Source organism: Phycicoccus sp. M110.8, assembly GCF_032464895.1.
Lineage (GTDB): Bacteria > Actinomycetota > Actinomycetes > Actinomycetales > Dermatophilaceae > Pedococcus.
Map to the genome: position 1 here is coordinate 285,223 of NZ_JAWDIC010000003.1, position 19,453 is coordinate 304,675.

14 protein-coding genes and 1 pseudogene are annotated in these 19,453 nt (G+C 69.0%); 1 reads left to right on the forward strand and 14 read right to left on the reverse strand.

The annotated features are described in order from the left end of the window. Nucleotides 1-24 precede the first annotated feature (24 nt). The 8 genes and pseudogenes from rpsS to RKE38_RS14715 form a co-directional block, all read right to left on the reverse strand. Nucleotides 25-306, reverse strand: coding sequence for a 30S ribosomal protein S19 (gene rpsS, locus RKE38_RS14680; protein ID WP_310154212.1), 282 nt, complete (start codon nt 304-306; stop codon nt 25-27). A 15-nt stretch (nt 307-321) separates the two neighbouring features. Then, nucleotides 322-1,158: a 50S ribosomal protein L2 gene (gene rplB / locus RKE38_RS14685; RefSeq protein ID WP_310154209.1), complete on the reverse strand. Its 837-nt coding sequence runs from the start codon at nt 1,156-1,158 to the stop codon at nt 322-324. A gap of 35 nt (nt 1,159-1,193) precedes the next feature. Continuing rightward, nucleotides 1,194-1,499 (reverse strand): 50S ribosomal protein L23, encoded by a 306-nt coding sequence (rplW, locus tag RKE38_RS14690; RefSeq protein WP_316008213.1) that lies wholly within the window; start codon nt 1,497-1,499, stop codon nt 1,194-1,196. A gap of 128 nt (nt 1,500-1,627) precedes the next feature. Beyond that, a pseudogene (rplD, locus tag RKE38_RS14695) lies at nt 1,628-2,257 on the reverse strand (50S ribosomal protein L4); the annotation flags it as partial. Between the two features lie 5 nt (nt 2,258-2,262). Then, nucleotides 2,263-2,919 (reverse strand): 50S ribosomal protein L3, encoded by a 657-nt coding sequence (gene rplC, locus RKE38_RS14700; RefSeq protein WP_316008214.1) that lies wholly within the window; start codon nt 2,917-2,919, stop codon nt 2,263-2,265. A 10-nt stretch (nt 2,920-2,929) separates the two neighbouring features. Next, complete coding sequence (gene rpsJ, locus RKE38_RS14705; protein ID WP_009775966.1) at nt 2,930-3,238, reverse strand: 30S ribosomal protein S10; 309 nt, start codon at nt 3,236-3,238, stop codon at nt 2,930-2,932. A gap of 456 nt (nt 3,239-3,694) precedes the next feature. Next, nucleotides 3,695-4,267, reverse strand: a complete 573-nt coding sequence (locus RKE38_RS14710) for a hypothetical protein (protein ID WP_316008215.1) — start codon at nt 4,265-4,267, stop codon at nt 3,695-3,697. 109 nt (nt 4,268-4,376) lie between these two features. Further along, nucleotides 4,377-5,453: a YihY/virulence factor BrkB family protein gene (locus RKE38_RS14715; protein WP_316008216.1), complete on the reverse strand. Its 1,077-nt coding sequence runs from the start codon at nt 5,451-5,453 to the stop codon at nt 4,377-4,379. 112 nt (nt 5,454-5,565) lie between these two features. Here RKE38_RS14715 and RKE38_RS14720 point away from each other — a divergent pair, with 112 nt between their 5' ends. Next, on the forward strand, nt 5,566-6,858 hold the full coding sequence (locus RKE38_RS14720; protein ID WP_316008217.1) for a lactate 2-monooxygenase: 1,293 nt from the start codon (nt 5,566-5,568) through the stop codon (nt 6,856-6,858). Between the two features lie 81 nt (nt 6,859-6,939). Here the strand turns inward: RKE38_RS14720 and tuf are convergent, their stop codons facing one another. The 6 genes from tuf to rpoB all read right to left on the reverse strand — a co-directional run bounded on the left by tuf (nt 6,940) and on the right by rpoB (nt 19,364). Beyond that, entirely contained in the window at nt 6,940-8,136 is a 1,197-nt protein-coding gene (gene tuf, locus RKE38_RS14725) for an elongation factor Tu (protein ID WP_316008218.1), read from the reverse strand. 131 nt (nt 8,137-8,267) lie between these two features. Then, on the reverse strand, nt 8,268-10,385 hold the full coding sequence (gene fusA, locus RKE38_RS14730; RefSeq protein ID WP_316008219.1) for an elongation factor G: 2,118 nt from the start codon (nt 10,383-10,385) through the stop codon (nt 8,268-8,270). Nucleotides 10,386-10,503: 118 nt separating this feature from the next. Next, nucleotides 10,504-10,974 (reverse strand): 30S ribosomal protein S7, encoded by a 471-nt coding sequence (gene rpsG, locus RKE38_RS14735; protein WP_316008220.1) that lies wholly within the window; start codon nt 10,972-10,974, stop codon nt 10,504-10,506. Further along, the gene (gene rpsL, locus RKE38_RS14740) at nt 10,974-11,348 is read right to left on the reverse strand and encodes a 30S ribosomal protein S12 (RefSeq protein WP_310154129.1); all 375 of its coding nucleotides are present in this window, start codon (nt 11,346-11,348) and stop codon (nt 10,974-10,976) included. The genes rpsG and rpsL overlap by 1 nt, the downstream gene beginning before the upstream one ends. Nucleotides 11,349-11,905: 557 nt before the next feature. After that, a complete protein-coding gene (locus RKE38_RS14745; RefSeq protein ID WP_316008221.1) occupies nt 11,906-15,784 on the reverse strand; it encodes a DNA-directed RNA polymerase subunit beta' in 3,879 nt (1,292 codons plus the stop codon). A gap of 103 nt (nt 15,785-15,887) precedes the next feature. After that, entirely contained in the window at nt 15,888-19,364 is a 3,477-nt protein-coding gene (gene rpoB / locus RKE38_RS14750) for a DNA-directed RNA polymerase subunit beta (protein WP_316008222.1), read from the reverse strand. Nucleotides 19,365-19,453 lie beyond the last annotated feature (89 nt).

Genomic DNA, 19,453 nt, shown 5'->3' on the forward strand with positions numbered 1-19,453 from the left:
CCTTGTTCTCAGTGGAGGCGGCCATCAGCGACGACGCCCCTTCTTGTCTTCCTTCACGTGACCCTTGAACGTGCGGGTCGGCGCGAACTCACCGAGCTTGTGGCCGACCATCGACTCGGTGACGAACACCGGGACGTGCTTGCGGCCGTCGTGCACGGCGAAGGTGTGGCCGAGCATGTCGGGCGAGATGACCGACCGACGCGACCAGGTCTTGATGACGTTCTTCGAACCCGCTTCGTTCTGGGCGTCCACCTTCTTCTGCAGGTGGTCGTCGATGAAGGGGCCCTTCTTCAGACTGCGAGGCATGTTTCCAGGCTCCTATCAGCGCTTCTTGCCAGTGCGGCGGCGACGGACGATCATCTTGTCGCTCGGCTTGCCGGGGCGGCGGGTGCGGCCCTCGGCCTGGCCCCAGGGGCTGACCGGGTGGCGACCACCGGAGGTCTTGCCCTCACCACCACCGTGCGGGTGGTCCACCGGGTTCATGGCGACACCGCGGACGGTCGGGCGCTTGCCCTTCCAGCGCATGCGGCCGGCCTTGCCCCAGTTGATGTTGGACTGCTCGGCGTTGCCGACCTCGCCGACCGTCGCGCGGCAGCGCAGGTCGACGTTGCGGATCTCACCGGACGGCATACGCAGCTGGGCGTAGGGGCCGTCCTTGGCGACGAGCTGCACGCGCACACCGGCCGAGCGGGCGATCTTCGCACCGCCACCGGGCTTGAGCTCGACGGCGTGGATGACCGTACCGGTCGGGATGTTGCGCAGCGGCAGGCTGTTGCCGGGCTTGATGTCGGCGCCGGGGCCGTTCTCGATCGCCATGCCCTGCTCCAGGCCGCGGGGGGCCAGGATGTAGCGCTTCTCGCCGTCGGCGTAGTGCAGCAGCGCGATGCGGGCGGTGCGGTTGGGGTCGTACTCGATGTGAGCGACCTTGGCCGGCACGCCGTCCTTGTCATGGCGACGGAAGTCGATGACGCGGTAGGCGCGCTTGTGGCCACCACCGATGTGGCGGGTCGTGATCCGGCCGTTGCTGTTGCGGCCGCCGGACTTGCTCAGCGGACGGACCAGCGACTTCTCCGGCGTGGACCGAGTGACCTCGACGAAGTCGGCAACGCTGGAGCCACGACGCCCGGGCGTCGTCGGCTTGTACTTGCGGATACCCATGTTTCGAAGTTCCTTACGTCTCTTCAGCGTTCCCGTCAGGCGCCGGCACCGAAGATGTCGATCGAGCCCTCGCGGAGGGTGACGATCGCACGCTTGGTGTCCTTGCGCTTGCCGATGCCGAACCGCGTGCGGCGGGTCTTGCCGGGGCGGTTGAGGGTGTGGACGGAGTCGACCTTGACACCGAAGACGCGCTCGACGGCGATCTTGATCTCGGTCTTGTTCGCGCGCGGGTCGACGATGAAGGTGTACTTGCCCTGGTCGAGCAGCGAGTACGACTTCTCGGAGACCACGGGCGCGATCAGGATGTCGCGCGGGTCCTTGCCAGCAGCGAGGGTGCTCACTTCGTCTCCTCCTCAGCCGCCTCGGCCTCGGCGGCCTTGGTGGCGGTGGCCTTCTTCGCGGCGGCCTTCTTGGCGGGCGCCTTCTTCGCGGCCGGCTTCTCGGCGGGCGCCTCGGCGACGACCTCGGCCTCGACGACCTCGGCCTCGACGCCACCGACCGGCTGGGCACCGTTCACGAACGCGTCGAGCGCGGCCTTGGTGAAGACGACCTCGTCGGCGCACAGCACGTCGTAGGTGTTGAGCTGGTCGGCCGCGAGCACGTGCACGCCCTCGACGTTGCGCACCGACTTCAGCGAGACGATGTCGCTGCGGTCGAGCACGACGAGCAGGTTGGTGCGGGTGGTGAGGCCGGCCAGCAGCGCGACGGCGTCCTTGGTGGACGGGGCGTCACCGGTGACCAGCGACTCGACCACGTGGACGCGGTCGTGACGGGCCCGGTCGGAGAGGGCGCCGCGCAGGGCGGCGGCCTTCATCTTCTTGGGGGTCCGCTGGGTGTAGTCGCGCGGCTGCGGGCCGTGGACGGTGCCACCGCCGGCGAACTGCGGCGCGCGGGTCGAGCCCTGGCGGGCGCGACCGGTGCCCTTCTGGCGGTACGGCTTGCGCCCACCGCCACGGACCTCGCCGCGCGTCTTGGTGGCGTGCGTGCCCTGGCGGGCGGCAGCCATCTGCGCGACGACGACCTGGTGGATCAGCGGCACGTTGACCTGGACGTCGAAGATCTCGGCGGGCAGGTCAGCGGCAACGGTCTTGGTAGCCATGTGGGTCAGGCTCCCTTCGCGGCCGAGCGGACGAGGACCACGCCGCCACGGGGGCCGGGGACGGCGCCCTTGACGAGCAGCAGGCCCTTCTCGGCGTCCACGGCGTGGATCTGCAGGTTCTGGGTGGTCTGGCGCACGCCGCCCATGCGGCCGGCCATGCGCATGCCCTTGAAGACACGGCCCGGGGTGGCGCAGCCACCGATCGAGCCCGGCTTGCGGTGGTTGCGGTGCGCACCGTGCGAGGCGGACACGCCCTTGAAGCCGTGACGCTTCATGACACCGGCGAAGCCCTTGCCCTTGGTGGTGCCGGTGACGTCGATGTCCTGGCCCGCCTCGAAGCTCTCGACCGTGACCTCCTGGCCGAGCGTGTACTCGGCGGCGTCGGCGGTGCGGAGCTCGACGAGGTGGCGACGCGGCGTCACGCCGGCCTTCTCGAAGTGGCCGGTGAGCGGCTTGGTGACCTTGCGCGGGTCGATCGCGCCGAAGCCGATCTGGACCGCGGCGTAGCCGTCGGTGTCGGCGTCGCGGACCTGGGTCACGACGCAGGGACCGGCCTGGATGACGGTGACGGGGACGAGCCGGTTGTCGGCGTCCCACACCTGGGTCATCCCGAGCTTGGTGCCCAGGACGCCCTTCACGGTCTTGGTAGCAGTGGTGGTCATGTCGTCAGCCTCAGAGCTTGATCTCGATGTTGACGTCAGCCGGGAGGTCGAGGCGCATCAGCGAGTCGACGGCCTTGGGCGTCGGGTCGATGATGTCGATGAGGCGCTTGTGGGTGCGCATCTCGAAGTGCTCGCGGCTGTCCTTGTACTTGTGGGGCGAACGGATGACCACGAAGACGTTCTTCTCCGTGGGCAGCGGCACAGGGCCCACCACCGTCGCACCGGCACGGGTCACCGTGTCGACAATCTTGCGCGCCGAGTTGTCGATGACCTCGTGGTCATACGACTTCAGTCGGATGCGGATCTTCTGTCCCGCCATCTCCGTTACGTCTCTCTCTCGCCGTACAGCTTGCATGTGGCCGGCTCACGGACTCCGACCCCCGCGGTCGGGTGTGTCGCACCCGTTCCACGGTCCGACGACATGGGTTTCCCCGGTGTCGTGCGGTTTGTGTCAGATATCCGGCGGAGCCGGGGCTTGCGCTTCCCTGGAGTGTCGCCCCTGCCCACGTCGTGGAGCCGGTTCGAGGTGTGTCACCGGGGGTGGCACCACCGACATGGGTCGGCGACGCGCGTCAAGCAACCGGTCCAGTGTGCCAGAGCCCCCCGCGACCTACCAAATCGGCCCCGGGGCACCCGGCATACGGCCACTCGTGGCGCGTCGTGCCCGCCTCGACCAGGGTGTGCCGCGCCTGCGCCGGTGCACGCCGAGGCCCCCGGGCGGGTGCCCGGGGGCCTCGGCGCAGTGTCGTCCCGGAGGGGTCGACGCGGCTGGTGGTCAGGGGCGGGGGCCGCCCAGGACGCCCGCGTCGAACGCCTTGAGCACCGACGCCTTGTCCGCGGCGCTCAGCGTGCCGGCCTTGACCGCCGCGTCGAGCCGGGTCACCACCTCGGAGCGGTGCTCCGCCTCCCGCTGGGCCCGCACCGAGTCGAGCGCGGCCTGCACCTTGGCCTCGCTCACCCCGAGCGCCTTGGCCAGGGCCGCGGCCATGGCCTTCTCGCGGGCGGCGCGGTCCGCCTCGGACGGCCTGGCCCCCTGCGCCGGCGGCGTGGACGGCCTCGTCGACTCCCGGGCCGACTGCAGGGCGGCGGCCAGCTTGGACTCACTCACCCCGAGGGCCTTGGCGAGGGCGGCTGTGTCCATGCCCATGCCGGGCCCTCCCCGGTGACGACCCGGACCGTGGCCGTCCCCGTCGCCGTCCGGGCGGGGTGCGGCCGGGGCGGTGGTCGCCGTGCCGGTGGTCGGTGTCGGTGTCGAGCTGGCGAAGGCCTGGCTCGCACCGATCCCCACCGCGACGGCGGCGACGGCGCCGACCGCTGCGACTGTGACTGACCTGCTGACGGGGGCCATGGTGACGTCCTCTCGTGTGGCTTCCCGGCGCCCGGTTGCGGAAGGGCGCCTGTCTCCATGCTGAGGGGGGCGGCTGGCCCCCAGCCGTGCCCGACCTGTCAGGAACCTGTCACCGGCCGCTGCTGCCGTCCTGCTCCGCCGACGCGCGCCGGCGCAGCTCACGGCCCTGCGCCACCTGGGCTGCGAGCTTCTCCTCCTTCTTCCTCGAGACCCGGGTGTCGCGGGGCGGGAGCTGCAGCGTCTCCTCGGCCACGATGCCCGACTGCAGCTGGCGGGCGCGCTCGAGCTCGGCGTCGACCTCGGCTCCGAAGAGCAGGGCGAGGTTGGTGATCCAGATCCACAGGAGGAAGACGATGACGCCGGCGAGCGAGCCGTACGTCTTGTTGTAGTTGCCGAAGTTGGCGACGTAGAACCCGAACAGGGCGGAGGCCACCACCCAGACGACGATCGCGATGGCCGCCCCCACGCTGATCCAGCGGAACCGCGGCTGCCGGACGTTCGGGGTCGCGTAGTAGAGCAGCGCGACCAGCAGGACGACGACCACGAGCATGACCGGCCACTTGGCGACGTTCCACACCGTCACGGCCGTGCCGCCGAGGCCGATCGTGTCGCCGACGGTGCGGGCCACCGGGCCGGTCACGACGAGCCCGACCAGCACGAGCGCGACCAGGACGATGCCGACGAGGGTGACGAGCAGCTGCACGGGGCGCAGCTTCCAGAACGGTCGCCCCTCGTCGATCTGGTAGACGCGGTTCATGGCCCGGCCGAACGCGCCGACGTACCCGGAGGCCGACCACAGGGCGCCGAGGACGCCGACGACCAGGCCCAGGCCCGCCGCGTGGGAGGACGTCATCTGGTCGATGGGGCCGCGCAGCTGGTCGGCCGCGCCGCTCGCCCCGAGCTGGCGCAGCATGTCGAGCAGCGTGGAGGTGGTCGACTTCCCCTGCCCGAACACGCCGAGGAGGGACACCAGCGCCAGCAGGCCCGGGAACACCGCGAGCACCGCGTAGTAGGTGAGCGCCGCCGCGAGGTCGGTGCACTGGTCACGCCCGAACTCGGCCCAGGCCTTTGTCGCCGTGTAGGTCCAGGCCTGGGTGTCCAGCTGCGGGGGCGAGTCGACCTTCTCCTCGTGCTCCGCCGGTGGCGCGGTGGCACTCCGCCGTGCGCTGCTGCCCTCGTCCGCCATCGTGCTCCTCTCCGGTGCTGTCGGGGTCCTCCCCCACGTCCTGCCCGTTCCCCGCCGGGCCAAACACGGCGCACCCGGCTCGCGACCGCCGCGGACGCGACAGAATCGGCCCATGACCTCGCCTCCCGCGGGACCGGGCCGCGCCCGGCAGTCGCTCATCTACCGCGCCGGCGTCCTCGGCCGCCGGCCCGAGGTCCCGACCGACTTCGCCGAGCTGGAGGCACGGGCCCGGGCACAGATGTCGCCACGCGCCTGGGCGTACGTCGCCGGCGGCGCCGGCGAGGGCTCCACCATGCGTGCCAACCGGGAGGCCTTCGACCGGTGGCGGATCCTGCCCCGCATGGGCGCGGGCCACGATGACCGGGACCTGTCCGTCGAGCTGTTCGGACGCACTCTGCACACTCCGCTGCTGCTGGCTCCCGTCGGCGCCGCCGCGCTGGCCCATCGGGACAGTGACCTGCACATCGGCCGCGCAGCCGCGGCGACCGGGGTGCCGTACATCCTGTCCAACCAGGGGTGCTCTCCCATGGAGGACGTCGCCGCGGCGATGGGCGACGCCACGCGCTGGTTCCAGCTCTACTGGTCGACCGACGAGCCGCTGGTCGACAGCCTGCTGCGGCGGGCGGAGGCCAGCGGCGCCGAGGCGGTGGTGGTCACGCTCGACACGACGATGCTGGGCTGGCGACCGCAGGACCTCAACCTGGGCAGCCTGCCCTTCAGCCAGGGCATCGGGATCGCGCAGTACACGTCCGACCCGCGCTTCCGCGAGATCGTGCGCGAACGGGTGGCCGCCGCAGCAGCCGGCGGGGAGAAGGCGGACGTGCAGGTCACCCTCGGCGCCCTGCGGTCGCTGCTGTCGATCAGCCGCGAGCACCCGGGCAGCACCCGGGCGAACCTGCGTGCCCCCGAGCCGCGAGCCGCCGTGGAGACGTTCCTCGACATCTACTCCAACCCCGGGCTCACCTGGGAGACGCTCGCCACCGTCAGGGAGCGCACCTCCCTGCCCGTCCTCGTCAAGGGCGTCCTGCACCCCGACGACGCCCGGCGCGCGGTCGAGGCAGGGATGGACGGCATCGTCGTCAGCAACCACGGCGGCCGGCAGGTCGACGGGGCCATCGCCTCGCTCGACGCGCTGCCGGCGGTGCGGCAGGCTGTGGGGCCCGACCTGCCCGTGCTGCTCGACAGCGGGGTGCGCACCGGCTCTGACGTGGTCAAGGCCATGGCACTCGGCGCGACCGCGGTCCTCCTCGGCCGCCCCTACGTGTACGGGCTGGCGCTGGCCGGCGCCGACGGGGTGCGCGACGTCGTGGACAACGTCCTCGCCGAGCTCGACCTCACCCTCGGGCTGAGCGGCGTGGGTTCGGTGCGCGACCTCTCCCCCGACCTGCTGGTCCCGGCTCCCTGAGCCGGCTTCCCCGGCACACCGGGCAATGCAAAGGGGCCCCGCAGCCGAAGCTGCGGGGCCCCTTTCGAGCCGTGCGTCAGATCACTTGTTGATCTTGGTGACGCGGCCGGCGCCGACGGTACGGCCGCCCTCGCGGATGGCGAAGCGCAGGCCCTCCTCCATGGCGATCGGCTGGATGAGCTCGACGCTCATCTCGGTGTTGTCACCGGGCATGACCATCTCGGTGCCCTCGGGGAGGTGGACAACGCCGGTCACGTCAGTCGTACGGAAGTAGAACTGCGGACGGTAGTTGTCGTAGAACGGCGTGTGACGGCCGCCCTCGTCCTTGGACAGGATGTAGACGTTGGCCTCGAACTCGGTGTGCGGGGTGATCGAGCCCGGCTTGACGATGACCTGGCCACGCTCGACCTCCTCACGCTTGGTGCCGCGCAGGAGCAGACCGACGTTCTCGCCCGCACGACCCTCGTCGAGGAGCTTGCGGAACATCTCGATGCCGGTGACCGTGGTCTTGGCCGGGGCGCCCGGGTGGATGCCCACGATCTCGACCTCCTCGTTGACCTTGAGGATGCCGCGCTCGATACGGCCGGTGACGACGGTGCCACGACCGGTGATCGTGAAGACGTCCTCGACGGGCATGAGGAACGGCTTGTCGACCTCGCGCTCCGGCTCCGGGATGGCGGTGTCGACGGCGTCCATGAGGTTGAGGACCGACTGGCCCCACTCGGCGTCGCCCTCGAGGGCCTTGAGCGCCGAGACCTTGACGACGGGCAGGTCGTCACCGGGGAACTCGTAGTCGGACAGCAGCTCGCGGACCTCCATCTCGACGAGCTCGAGGATCTCCTCGTCGTCGACCATGTCGGCCTTGTTCAGCGCCACGACGATGTAGGGAACGCCGACCTGGCGGGCCAGGAGGACGTGCTCCTTCGTCTGCGGCATCGGGCCGTCGGTGGCGGCGACCACGAGGATCGCGCCGTCCATCTGGGCCGCACCCGTGATCATGTTCTTCACGTAGTCCGCGTGGCCGGGGCAGTCGACGTGCGCGTAGTGACGCGACTCGGTCTGGTACTCGATGTGCGCGATGGAGATGGTGATACCGCGCTGCTTCTCCTCGGGCGCCTTGTCGATGTCCTCGAACGCGAACTGCGGGTTCAGGTCCGGGTACTTGTCGTGCAGGACCTTGGAAATCGCAGCCGTCAGCGTCGTCTTACCGTGGTCGATGTGACCGATGGTGCCGATGTTGACGTGCGGCTTAGTCCGCTCGAACTTTGCCTTCGCCACTTGATGTCCTCCTCAGGACTCTCTGGGTGATACGCCGTACGACCTGGTAGGACGTGGCGCGGATCTGGTGGGTGGTACTCGGGGGTGGTGCTGGTCCGACGACCGTGGTGCGCGACCGGTAATGCTACCGGTCACTCACCGCGGGTCTTCTTGATGATCTCCTCGGCCACAGCCTTGGGGACCTCGGCGTAGGAGTCAAACTCCATCGAGAAGCTCGCCCGGCCCTGCGTCTTGGACCGCAGGTCGCCGACGTAGCCGAACATCTCCGACAGCGGGACGAGGCCGCGGACGACCTTGGCACCGCTGATGTCCTCCATGCCCTGGATCTGGCCACGGCGGGAGTTGATGTCACCGATGACGTCGCCCATGTAGTCCTCGGGCGTGCGCACCTCGACGGCCATCATCGGCTCGAGCAGCACGGGGTCGGCCTTGCGGACGGCCTCCTTGAGCGCCATGGAGCCGGCGATCTTGAACGCCATCTCGGAGGAGTCGACGTCGTGGTACGCGCCGTCGAGCAGGGTCGCCCGGATGCCGACGAGCGGGTAGCCCGCGAGCACGCCGTACTGCATGGCGTCCTGGATACCGGCGTCGACCGACGGGATGTACTCGCGCGGGACGCGACCACCGGTGACCTTGTTCTCGAACTCGTAGAGCTCGCCGGACTCGGTGGTGTCCAGGGGCTCGAGGCTGATCTGGACCTTCGCGAACTGGCCGGAGCCACCCGTCTGCTTCTTGTGGGTGTAGTCGAGCTTCTCCACCGTGCGGCGGATCGTCTCGCGGTAGGCCACCTGCGGCTTGCCGACGTTGGCCTCGACCTTGAACTCGCGCTTCATGCGGTCCACGAGGATGTCCAGGTGGAGCTCGCCCATGCCGGCGATGATGGTCTGGCCGGTCTCCTCGTCGAGGTGGACCTGGAAGGTCGGGTCCTCGGCGGAGAGCTTCTGGATGGCCGTCGACAGCTTCTCCTGGTCGCCCTTGGTCTTGGGCTCGATGGCGACCTGGATGACCGGCTCCGGGAACGTCATGGACTCCAGGACGATCTGCTCGTTCGGGTCGCAGAGCGTGTCACCGGTGGTGGTGTCCTTGAGGCCGATGGCGGCGTAGATGTGGCCCGCCAGCGCCTCGTCGACCGGGTTCTCCTTGTTGGCGTGCATCTGGAAGAGCTTGCCGATGCGCTCCTTCTTGCCCTTGGTCGAGTTCACGACCTGCGAGCCCGCGGCGACGCGGCCGGAGTAGACCCGGATGAAGGTGAGGGTGCCGAAGAACGGGTGGGCGGCGACCTTGAAGGCCAGCGCGGAGAACGGGGCCTCCTTGCTGGGCTCACGGGTCATCTCGACCGACTCGTCGCCCGGCTTGTGGCCCTTCATGGCCGGCACGTCGAGCGGCGACGGCAGGTAGTCGACGACCGCGTCGAGCATCGGCTGGACACCACGGTTCTTGAACGCGGAGCCGCAGAAGATCGGGTACAGCTCGGAGGTCACCGTGAGCTTGCGGATGCCCGCCTTGAGCTCGTCGATCGACAGCTCCTCGCCACCGAGGTACTTCTCCATGAGCTCGTCGTCGGACTCGGCGACCCGCTCCACGATGTGGTTGCGGTACTCCTCGGCCTTGGCCTGCAGGTCCGCCGGGATCTCCTGGATCTCGTACTTGGCGCCCATGGTGACGTCACCCTTGGCGTCGCCAGGCCACACCAGGGCGCGCATGTAGAGCAGGTCGACGACACCGATGAAGTCGTTCTCGGAGCCGATCGGCAGCTGCATGACCAGCGGCTCGGCACCGAGGCGGTCCTTGATGGTCTGCACGGTGAAGTAGAAGTCGGCACCGAGCTTGTCCATCTTGTTGACGAACGCGATGCGCGGGACGTCGTACTTGTCGGCCTGGCGCCAGACGGTCTCGGACTGGGGCTCGACGCCCTCCTTGCCGTCGAAGACGGCGACGGCGCCGTCGAGCACGCGCAGCGAGCGCTCCACCTCGACCGTGAAGTCCACGTGGCCGGGGGTGTCGATGATGTTGATCTGGGTGCCCTCCCAGAAGGAGGTGACCGCGGCAGACGTGATCGTGATGCCGCGCTCCTTCTCCTGCTCCATCCAGTCGGTGGTCGACGCGCCGTCGTGCGTCTCACCGATCTTGTGGTTGACACCGGTGTAGAAGAGGATGCGCTCCGTCGTCGTCGTCTTGCCGGCGTCGATGTGCGCCATGATGCCGATGTTGCGGACCTTCTTGAGGTCCGTCAGGACGTCGAGTGCCACTCGTTTCTCATCTCGCTCGTTGCGTTGCGGAAGTTTCGGGGTGCGCGGTCGGCACGTGCCGACCACGCCGGTCCGGTGTGCCGCGTGCGCGGGGTGCGCACGCGGCATACCGGCGCTGTCACCAGCGGTAGTGCGCGAAGGCCTTGTTGGACTCGGCCATCTTGTGGGTGTCCTCGCGACGCTTCACCGCGGCACCGAGGCCGTTGGACGCGTCGAGGATCTCGTTCATGAGGCGCTCGGTCATCGTCTTCTCGCGACGCTGGCGCGAGTAGCCGACCATCCAGCGCAGGGCCAGGGTCGTGGCGCGGTTCGGCTTGACCTCGACCGGGACCTGGTAGGTCGCGCCACCGACACGGCGGGACTTGACCTCCAGGGTCGGCCGGATGTTGTCCAGCGCGCGCTTGAGGGTCACGACGGGGTCGCTGCCGGTCTTCTCACGGCAGCCCTCGAGGGCGCCGTAGACGATGGTCTCGGCGATCGACTTCTTGCCGTCGAGGAGGATCTTGTTGACCAGGGCCGTCACCAGCGGGGACTGGTAGACCGGGTCGACGACGAGGGGGCGCTTCGGCGCGGGTCCCTTGCGAGGCATTACTTCTTCTCCATCTTCGCGCCGTAACGGGAACGGGCCTGCTTGCGGTTCTTGACACCCTGGGTGTCGAGCGAGCCGCGGATGATCTTGTAGCGCACACCCGGCAGGTCCTTCACACGGCCGCCACGCACGAGCACGATCGAGTGCTCCTGCAGGTTGTGGCCGACGCCCGGGATGTAGGCCGTGACCTCGATGCCGCTGGTGAGGCGCACACGGGCGACCTTCCGCAGGGCGGAGTTCGGCTTCTTGGGCGTGGTGGTGTAGACGCGGGTGCAGACACCGCGGCGCTGCGGCGAGCCCTTGAGGGCAGGGGTCTTGGTCTTGGTGACCTTGTCCTGCCGGCCCTTGCGCACCAGCTGGTTGATCGTGGGCAACCTGTTCTCCGTACGTTGTCGATTGTCTGCGCCTGCGGGCGTCTCGCGACGCGCCCCGGGCGCTCCTTGGTGTTGTCGCCGTGCCCGACCCCCGCACTCGGGTGTGTCGGTCGTGGCGCTCTCCCCTGCACTTCCCACGGCAGACCCTGGCGGATCGGTCGGAGGTTGCCCGGCGAGAGGTGGTGCCGGCCCGGCTACCCCACGTGCTTCCACGGTCGGTGCCTGCTCCGGCGGTCGCGCCCGAGGCAGACCTCAGACACAGTGTTCAAAGATACCGTCTGCGCAGGAGCCGACCAAATCCGTCGGGCGGCGCCCCCGCCGCGGTCCCCCGCACGGCACTCCCCCGCTACAACACCGCGCGCCCCATGCGTATGCCGCCGGCCCACGACCCCTCCCGCGCGGTTCCCCACTTGTTGCCACGTCATGGTCACCGGAGGGCCCACGGGCAGCCCCGGCGACCACCTGGTGGCAACAAGTGGGGGCTTGGGGGCAACGCGGAGGGCGGGTGTGCCGGGTGTCTCCACCCAGCACACCCGCCCTCGTGGCGGTGCGGACCCTCAGTCGAGCCCGAGCTCGGCGTCGTCGAGGCGGATGGCCTCGCCGGAGCCGGGGCCGAACACCGGGTAGTCGTACTCGTAGTTCGGCATCGAGTACATCGCGGCCTTGGCCTCCTCGGTCGGCTCGACCTTGATGTTCCGGTAGCGCGGGAGGCCCGTGCCGGCCGGGATCAGCTTGCCGAGGATGACGTTCTCCTTCAGACCCAGCAGCGGGTCCGACTTGGCGTTCATCGCGGCCTCGGTGAGGACGCGGGTCGTCTCCTGGAAGGAGGCGGCCGACAGCCAGGAGTCTGTGGCCAGCGAGGCCTTGGTGATGCCCATGAGCTCGGGGCGACCCGAGGCCGGGCGACCGCCCTCGGACACCACGCGACGGTTCTCCTCCTCGAACCGGCCACGCTCGGCCAGCTCACCCGGGAGCAGCTCGGCGTCACCCGACTCGATGATGGTGATCCGGCGCAGCATCTGGCGGACGATGACCTCGATGTGCTTGTCGTGGATCGACACACCCTGCTGGCGGTACACGTGCTGGACCTCGTCCACGAGGTGCATCTGGACCGCACGCGGGCCGAGGATGCGCAGCACCTGCTTGGGGTCGATCGACCCCTGCGTCAGCTGGGCGCCGACCTCGACGTGCTCGCCGTCCTGGACCAGCAGGCGCGCACGCTTGCTGACCGGGTAGGCGTGCTCCTCCGAGCCGTCGTCCGGCGTGAGCATGATCCGGCGGGTCTTGTCGGTGTCCTCGATGGACACGCGACCCGACGCCTCGGCGATCGGGGCGACACCCTTGGGGGTGCGCGCCTCGAACAGCTCGACGACACGCGGCAGACCCTGCGTGATGTCGTCACCGGCCACACCACCGGTGTGGAAGGTGCGCATCGTCAGCTGGGTACCGGGCTCACCGATGGACTGGGCCGCGATGATGCCGACGGCCTCACCGATGTCGACCAGCTTGCCGGTGGCCAGCGAACGGCCGTAGCAGGCGGCGCAGGTGCCGACCCGGGACTCACAGGTGAGGACCGAGCGGACCTTGACCTCCTCGACGCCGGCGGCGACGAGAGCGTCGATGACCACGTCACCGAGGTCGATGCCGGCCTCGGCGAGCGTCTGGCCGTCCTTGACCACGTCGGCCGCGAGGGTCCGGGCGTAGACCGAGGTCTCCACGTCGTCGTGCTCGACCAGGGCGCCGTCGGCCGTCTTGCGGGCGATCGGCATGGTCAGGCCGCGCTCGGTGCCACAGTCGTCCTCACGGATGATGACGTCCTGCGACACGTCGACGAGGCGACGCGTGAGGTAACCGGAGTCGGCGGTCCGCAGCGCGGTGTCCGCCAGGCCCTTGCGGGAACCGTGCGTGGAGATGAAGAACTCGAGCACCGAGAGGCCCTCGCGGAAGTTCGCGCGGATCGGTCGCGGGATGATGTCACCCTTCGGGTTCGACACCAGGCCACGCATACCGGCGATCTGCCGCAGCTGCATCCAGTTACCACGAGCACCCGAGGACACCATCTTGAAGATGGTGTTGGTCTTCGGGAGGTTGGACTCCATCTCCTTGGCGACCTCGTTCGTCGCCTGGGTCCAGATCTCGATGAGCTCCTGGCGACGCTCGTCGTCGGTGATCAGACCCCGCTCGTACTGGGTCTGGACCTTGGTCGCCTTGGTCTCGTAGCCCTCGAGGATCTCGCCCTTGCGCGGCGGGGTCACGACGTCGGAGATGGCGACCGTGGTGCCCGAGCGGGTCGCCCAGTGGAAGCCGTAGTCCTTCAGCGCGTCGAGGCTCGCCGCGACCTGCACCTTGCTGTACCGCTCGGCGAGGTCGTTGACGATCGAGGAGAGGCGCTTCTTGTCGACGACCGCGTTCACGAACGGGTAGTCCACCGGGAGCGTCTGGTTGAACAGCGCGCGGCCCAGGGTGGTCTCGACCACGAGCGAGGCGACCTGGCCCTGCTCGTTGGCCTCGACGCCCTCGGGCAGCTCCGTGCCCGGCACCGGGACGACGTCCAGGAGCCGAATCTTCACGACGCTGCCGAGCTCGAGCTCGCCGGCGTCGAACGCCATCCGGGCCTCGGAGACGCTCGCGAACGCGCGGCCCGAGCCCTTGCCGTTCTCCACCTCGGAGGTGAGGTGGTACAGGCCGATGATCATGTCCTGGGTGGGCATGGTCACGGGTCGGCCGTCGGCCGGCTTGAGGATGTTGTTCGAGGACAGCATGAGGATGCGGGCCTCGGCCTGCGCCTCCGCGGACAGCGGCACGTGCACGGCCATCTGGTCACCGTCGAAGTCCGCGTTGAAGGCGGTGCAGACGAGCGGGTGGATCTGGATGGCCTTGCCCTCGACCAGCTGCGGCTCGAAGGCCTGGATGCCGAGGCGGTGCAGGGTGGGTGCGCGGTTCAGCAGGACGGGGTGCTCGGTGATGACCTCCTCGAGCACGTCCCACACGACCGGGCGGGCCCGCTCGACCATGCGCTTGGCCGACTTGATGTTCTGCGCGTGGTCGAGGTCGACCAGGCGCTTCATCACGAACGGCTTGAACAGCTCCAGGGCCATCTGCTTGGGCAGGCCGCACTGGTGCAGCTTGAGCTGCGGACCGACGACGATGACCGAGCGGCCGGAGTAGTCGACGCGCTTGCCGAGCAGGTTCTGGCGGAACCGGCCCTGCTTGCCCTTGAGCATGTCGGACAGCGACTTCAGCGGCCGGTTGCCGGGGCCCGTGACCGGGCGACCACGACGGCCGTTGTCGAAGAGGCTGTCGACGGCCTCCTGCAGCATCCGCTTCTCGTTGTTGACGATGATCTCGGGCGCGCCGAGGTCGAGCAGTCGCTTGAGGCGGTTGTTGCGGTTGATGACGCGGCGGTACAGGTCGTTCAGGTCGGAGGTGGCGAAGCGGCCACCGTCGAGCTGGACCATCGGGCGCAGGTCCGGCGGGATGACCGGGACGGCGTCCAGGACCATGCCCGCGGGCTTGTTGCTCGTCGCCTGGAAGGCGGTGACGACCTTGAGCCGCTTGAGGGCGCGGGTCTTCTTCTGGCCCTTGCCGGTGGCGATGATCTCGCGCAGGAGCTCCGCCTCGGCCTCGAGGTCGAAGGTCTCCAGGCGCTTCTGGATCGCCGCCGCGCCCATGCCGCCCTCGAAGTAGAGGCCGAACCGGTCGCGCATCTCGCGGTAGAGGATCTCGTCGCCCTCGAGGTCCTGGACCTTGAGGTTCTTGAACCGGTCCCAGACCTGCTCGAGGCGCTCGATCTGCTGGTCCGCGCGCTTGCGGATCTGGTTCATCTCGCGCTCGGCGGACTCGCGCACCTTGCGGCGGGCGTCGGCCTTGGCACCCTCGGCCTCGAGCTCGGCCAGGTCGGCCTCGAGCTTCTTGGCACGGGTGTCGATGTCGGAGTCGCGCTTGTTCTCGAACTCCTTCTTCTCGACCTCGATCTGAGCCTCGAGCGAGGGCAGGTCCTTGTGGCGCTGCTCCTCGTCGACCGAGGTGATCATGTAGGCCGCGAAGTAGATGACCTTCTCGAGGTCCTTCGGGGCGAGGTCGAGCAGGTAGCCCAGGCGCGACGGGACACCCTTGAAGTACCAGATGTGGGTGACGGGGGCGGCGAGCTCGATGTGGCCCATCCGCTCACGACGCACCTTGGCGCGGGTGACCTCGACGCCGCAGCGCTCACAGATGATGCCCTTGAAGCGGACGCGCTTGTACTTGCCGCAGTTGCACTCCCAGTCCCGGGTGGGGCCGAAGATGCGCTCGCAGAACAGGCCCTCCTTCTCCGGCTTCAGGGTGCGGTAGTTGATGGTCTCCGGCTTCTTGACCTCGCCGTGGCTCCACTGGCGGATGTCCTCCGCCGTGGCCAGGCCGATGCGCAGCTCGTCGAAGAAGTTGACGTCGAGCACGTGGTTCCTTCTCTCGTGTCTCTAGGTAGAACTCAAGGGGGTGGTCGTCAGGAGGGGCGGTGTGCCGCGTGGCCGGCGCTGGGCGCGGCCACGCGGCATCCCGTCACACCTCCTCGACCGAGCTGGGCTCGCGCCGGGACAGGTCGATTCCGAGCTCCTCGGCCGCGCGGAAGACGTCCTCGTCGGACTCCTTCATCTCGATCGCGGTGCCCTCGCTGTTGAGGACCTCCACGTTCAGGCAGAGGGACTGCATCTCCTTGATGAGCACCTTGAAGGACTCGGGGATGCCGGGCTCGGGGATGTTGTCGCCCTTGACGATGGCCTCGTACACCTTCACGCGGCCCTGGACGTCGTCGGACTTGATCGTCAGCAGCTCCTGGAGGGCGTAGGCGGCGCCGTACGCCTCGAGTGCCCACACCTCCATCTCACCGAAGCGCTGGCCACCGAACTGCGCCTTACCACCGAGCGGCTGCTGGGTGATCATGGAGTACGGGCCGGTGCTGCGGGCGTGGATCTTGTCGTCCACGAGGTGGTGCAGCTTGAGGATGTACATGTAGCCGACCGACACCGGCTCCGGGAACGGCTCGCCGGAGCGGCCGTCGAAGAGCCGGGCCTTGCCCGAGCCGTCGATGAGGCGGACGTCGTCGCGCGTCTTGAGCGTGGAGTCGAGCAGACCCACGATCTCGTCCTCGCGCACACCGTCGAACACCGGGGAGGCGACGCGGGTGCCGGCCGGGGCCTGGCGCGCGTCCTCGGGGATGAGCCTGGCCCACTCCGGGTTCTCCGCGATCTCCCAGCCGCGGCTGGCTGCCCAGCCGAGGTGGAGCTCGAGGATCTGGCCGACGTTCATACGACCGGGGACACCGAGCGGGTTGAGCACGACGTCGACGGGCGTGCCGTCCTCGAGGAACGGCATGTCCTCGACCGGGAGGATCTTGGAGATGACGCCCTTGTTGCCGTGGCGGCCGGCCAGCTTGTCACCGTCGGTGATCTTGCGCTTGTTGGCCACGTAGACGCGCACCAGCTGGTTCACGCCCGGGGGCAGGTCGTCGCCCTCGTCCTTGTCGAAGACCTTGACGCCGATGACGGTGCCGGTCTCGCCGTGGGGCACCTTGAGGGAGGTGTCGCGGACCTCGCGGGCCTTCTCGCCGAAGATGGCGCGCAGCAGGCGCTCCTCCGGGGTCAGCTCGGTCTCGCCCTTGGGCGTGACCTTGCCGACGAGCAGGTCGCCGTCGCGGACCTCGGCGCCGATGCGGATGATGCCGCGCTCGTCGAGGTCGGCCAGCACGTCCTCGGAGACGTTCGGGATGTCCCGGGTGATCTCCTCGGGGCCGAGCTTGGTGTCACGGGCGTCGACCTCGTGCTCCTCGATGTGGATCGAGGAGAGGACGTCGTCCTGCACCAGGCGCTGGCTGAGGATGATCGCGTCCTCGTAGTTGTGGCCCTCCCACGGCATGAACGCCACGAGCAGGTTGCGCCCGAGCGCCATCTCGCCACCGTCGGTGGCGGGACCGTCGGCGATGACGCCGCCGGCCTCGACCCGGTCGCCCTCGTTGACGACGACGACCTGGTTGTAGGAGGTGCCCTGGTTGGAGCGCGCGAACTTGGCGATCCGGTAGGTGCGGGTCGAGCCGTCGTCACCGGCGACGGTGACGAGGTCGGCGGAGACCTCGGTGACCACACCGGCGACCTCGGCCCGGACGACGTCGCCGGAGTCGAGGGCGGCGCGGTACTCCATGCCGGTGCCGACCAGGGGCGCCTCGGACTTGACCAGCGGCACCGCCTGGCGCTGCATGTTCGAGCCCATGAGCGCGCGGTTGGCGTCGTCGTGCTCGAGGAACGGGATCAGCGCGGTCGCGGCCGACACCATCTGGCGGGCCGAGACGTCCATGAAGTCGACGTCCTCACCCGGGATGTAGTCGACCTCGCCGCCCTTGGTGCGGACCAGGACGCGCTCGTCGGTGAAGTTGCCCTCGGCGTCGATGACGGCGTTGGCCTGCGCGATGACGTGCCGGTCCTCCTCGTCGGCGGACAGGTAGTGGATCTCGTCGGTGACGCGACCGTTCACGACCTTGCGGTACGGCGTCTCGATGAAGCCGAACGCGTTGATCCGCCCGTAGGACGCCAGCGAGCCGATGAGGCCGATGTTCGGGCCCTCAGGGGTCTCGATCGGGCACATGCGGCCGTAGTGCGACGGGTGGACGTCACGGACCTCCATGCCGGCGCGGTCACGGGACAGACCACCCGGGCCGAGGGCCGACAGACGCCGCTTGTGCGTCAGGCCCGCGAGCGGGTTGTTCTGGTCCATGAACTGCGACAGCTGCGAGGTGCCGAAGAACTCCTTGATCGAGGCCACCACGGGGCGGATGTTGATCAGGGTCTGCGGCGTGATCGCCTCGACGTCCTGCGTGGTCATGCGCTCGCGGACGACGCGCTCCATGCGGGACAGGCCGGTGCGGACCTGGTTCTGGATCAGCTCGCCGACGTTGCGCAGGCGGCGGTTGCCGAAGTGGTCGATGTCGTCGACCTCGACCACGACCTCCTCGCCGTTCTTGCCCGTGAGGGTGGACTCACCGGCGTGCAGGGCGACGAGGTACTTGATGGTGGCGACGATGTCGTCGACCGACAGCACCGACTCCGACAGCGCACCGGGCACACCCAGCTTGCGGTCGATCTTGTAGCGACCGACCTTGGCCAGGTCGTAGCGCTTGGTGTTGAAGTAGAGGTTGTCCAGAAGGGTCTGGGCGGCCTCACGGGTCGGCGGCTCGCCCGGGCGCAGCTTGCGGTAGATGTCGAGCAGCGCGTCGTCCTGGCCGGCCGTGTGGTCCTTCTCCAGGGTGAGGCGCATCGACTCGTAGTCGCCGAACTCCTCGAGGATGTCGGCCTCGGTCATGCCGAGGGCCTTGAGGAGCACCGTGACCGACTGCTTGCGCTTGCGGTCGACGCGGACGCCGACCATGTCGCGCTTGTCGATCTCGAACTCGAGCCAGGCGCCACGGCTCGGGATGACCTTGGCGGTGTAGACGTCCTTGTCGGAGGTCTTGTCCGGGGTGCGCTCGAAGTAGACGCCCGGGCTGCGGACCAGCTGGGAGACGACGACGCGCTCAGTGCCGTTGATGATGAAGGTGCCGCGCTCGGTCATGAGCGGGAAGTCGCCCATGAAGACCGTCTGGCTCTTGATCTCACCGGTGGTGGTGTTCATGAACTCCGCCGTGACGAACAGCGGGGCGGAGTAGGTCTGGTCCCGCTCCTTGCACTCCTCGATGGAGTACTTGACCTCCTCGAAGCGGTGGTCACGGAACGACAGCGACATGGAGCCGCTGAAGTCCTCGATGGGCGAGATCTCCTCGAAGATCTCCTCGAGGCCCGAGCGGTCGGGGACGTCGCCCCGGCCCTCGGCCTTCGCCTCGGCGACCCGGGCCTGCCAGCGCTCGTTGCCGAGGAGCCAGTCGAAGCTCTCGGTCTGGAGAGCCAGGAGGTCGGGGACCTCGAGGGGTTCGCGGATCTTCGCGAAGGACAGACGGCCGGAAGCCGTCCGTGCGGTGGACACAGTCTGAGTCGCGTTGCGCGAGGCAGCCAAGGAGGGGTCCTTCCACGGGCCTTGTGTTGAAACCGATGCCGCGCCGACCACCATGTCGGCCACGAGGAGCACCGGCCACGGATCCGTGC

Coding starts and splice junctions, on each gene's coding strand:
- rpsJ (WP_009775966.1), bottom strand. CDS start 3,238: ATGGCGGGACAGAAGATCCGCATCCGACTGAAGTCGTATGACCACGAG.
- rplB (WP_310154209.1), bottom strand. CDS start 1,158: ATGGGTATCCGCAAGTACAAGCCGACGACGCCCGGGCGTCGTGGCTCC.
- RKE38_RS14720 (WP_316008217.1), top strand. CDS start 5,566: ATGACCTCGCCTCCCGCGGGACCGGGCCGCGCCCGGCAGTCGCTCATC.
- RKE38_RS14710 (WP_316008215.1), bottom strand. CDS start 4,267: ATGGCCCCCGTCAGCAGGTCAGTCACAGTCGCAGCGGTCGGCGCCGTC.
- rpsS (WP_310154212.1), bottom strand. CDS start 306: ATGCCTCGCAGTCTGAAGAAGGGCCCCTTCATCGACGACCACCTGCAG.
- rpsG (WP_316008220.1), bottom strand. CDS start 10,974: ATGCCTCGCAAGGGACCCGCGCCGAAGCGCCCCCTCGTCGTCGACCCG.
- rplC (WP_316008214.1), bottom strand. CDS start 2,919: ATGACCACCACTGCTACCAAGACCGTGAAGGGCGTCCTGGGCACCAAG.
- RKE38_RS14715 (WP_316008216.1), bottom strand. CDS start 5,453: ATGGCGGACGAGGGCAGCAGCGCACGGCGGAGTGCCACCGCGCCACCG.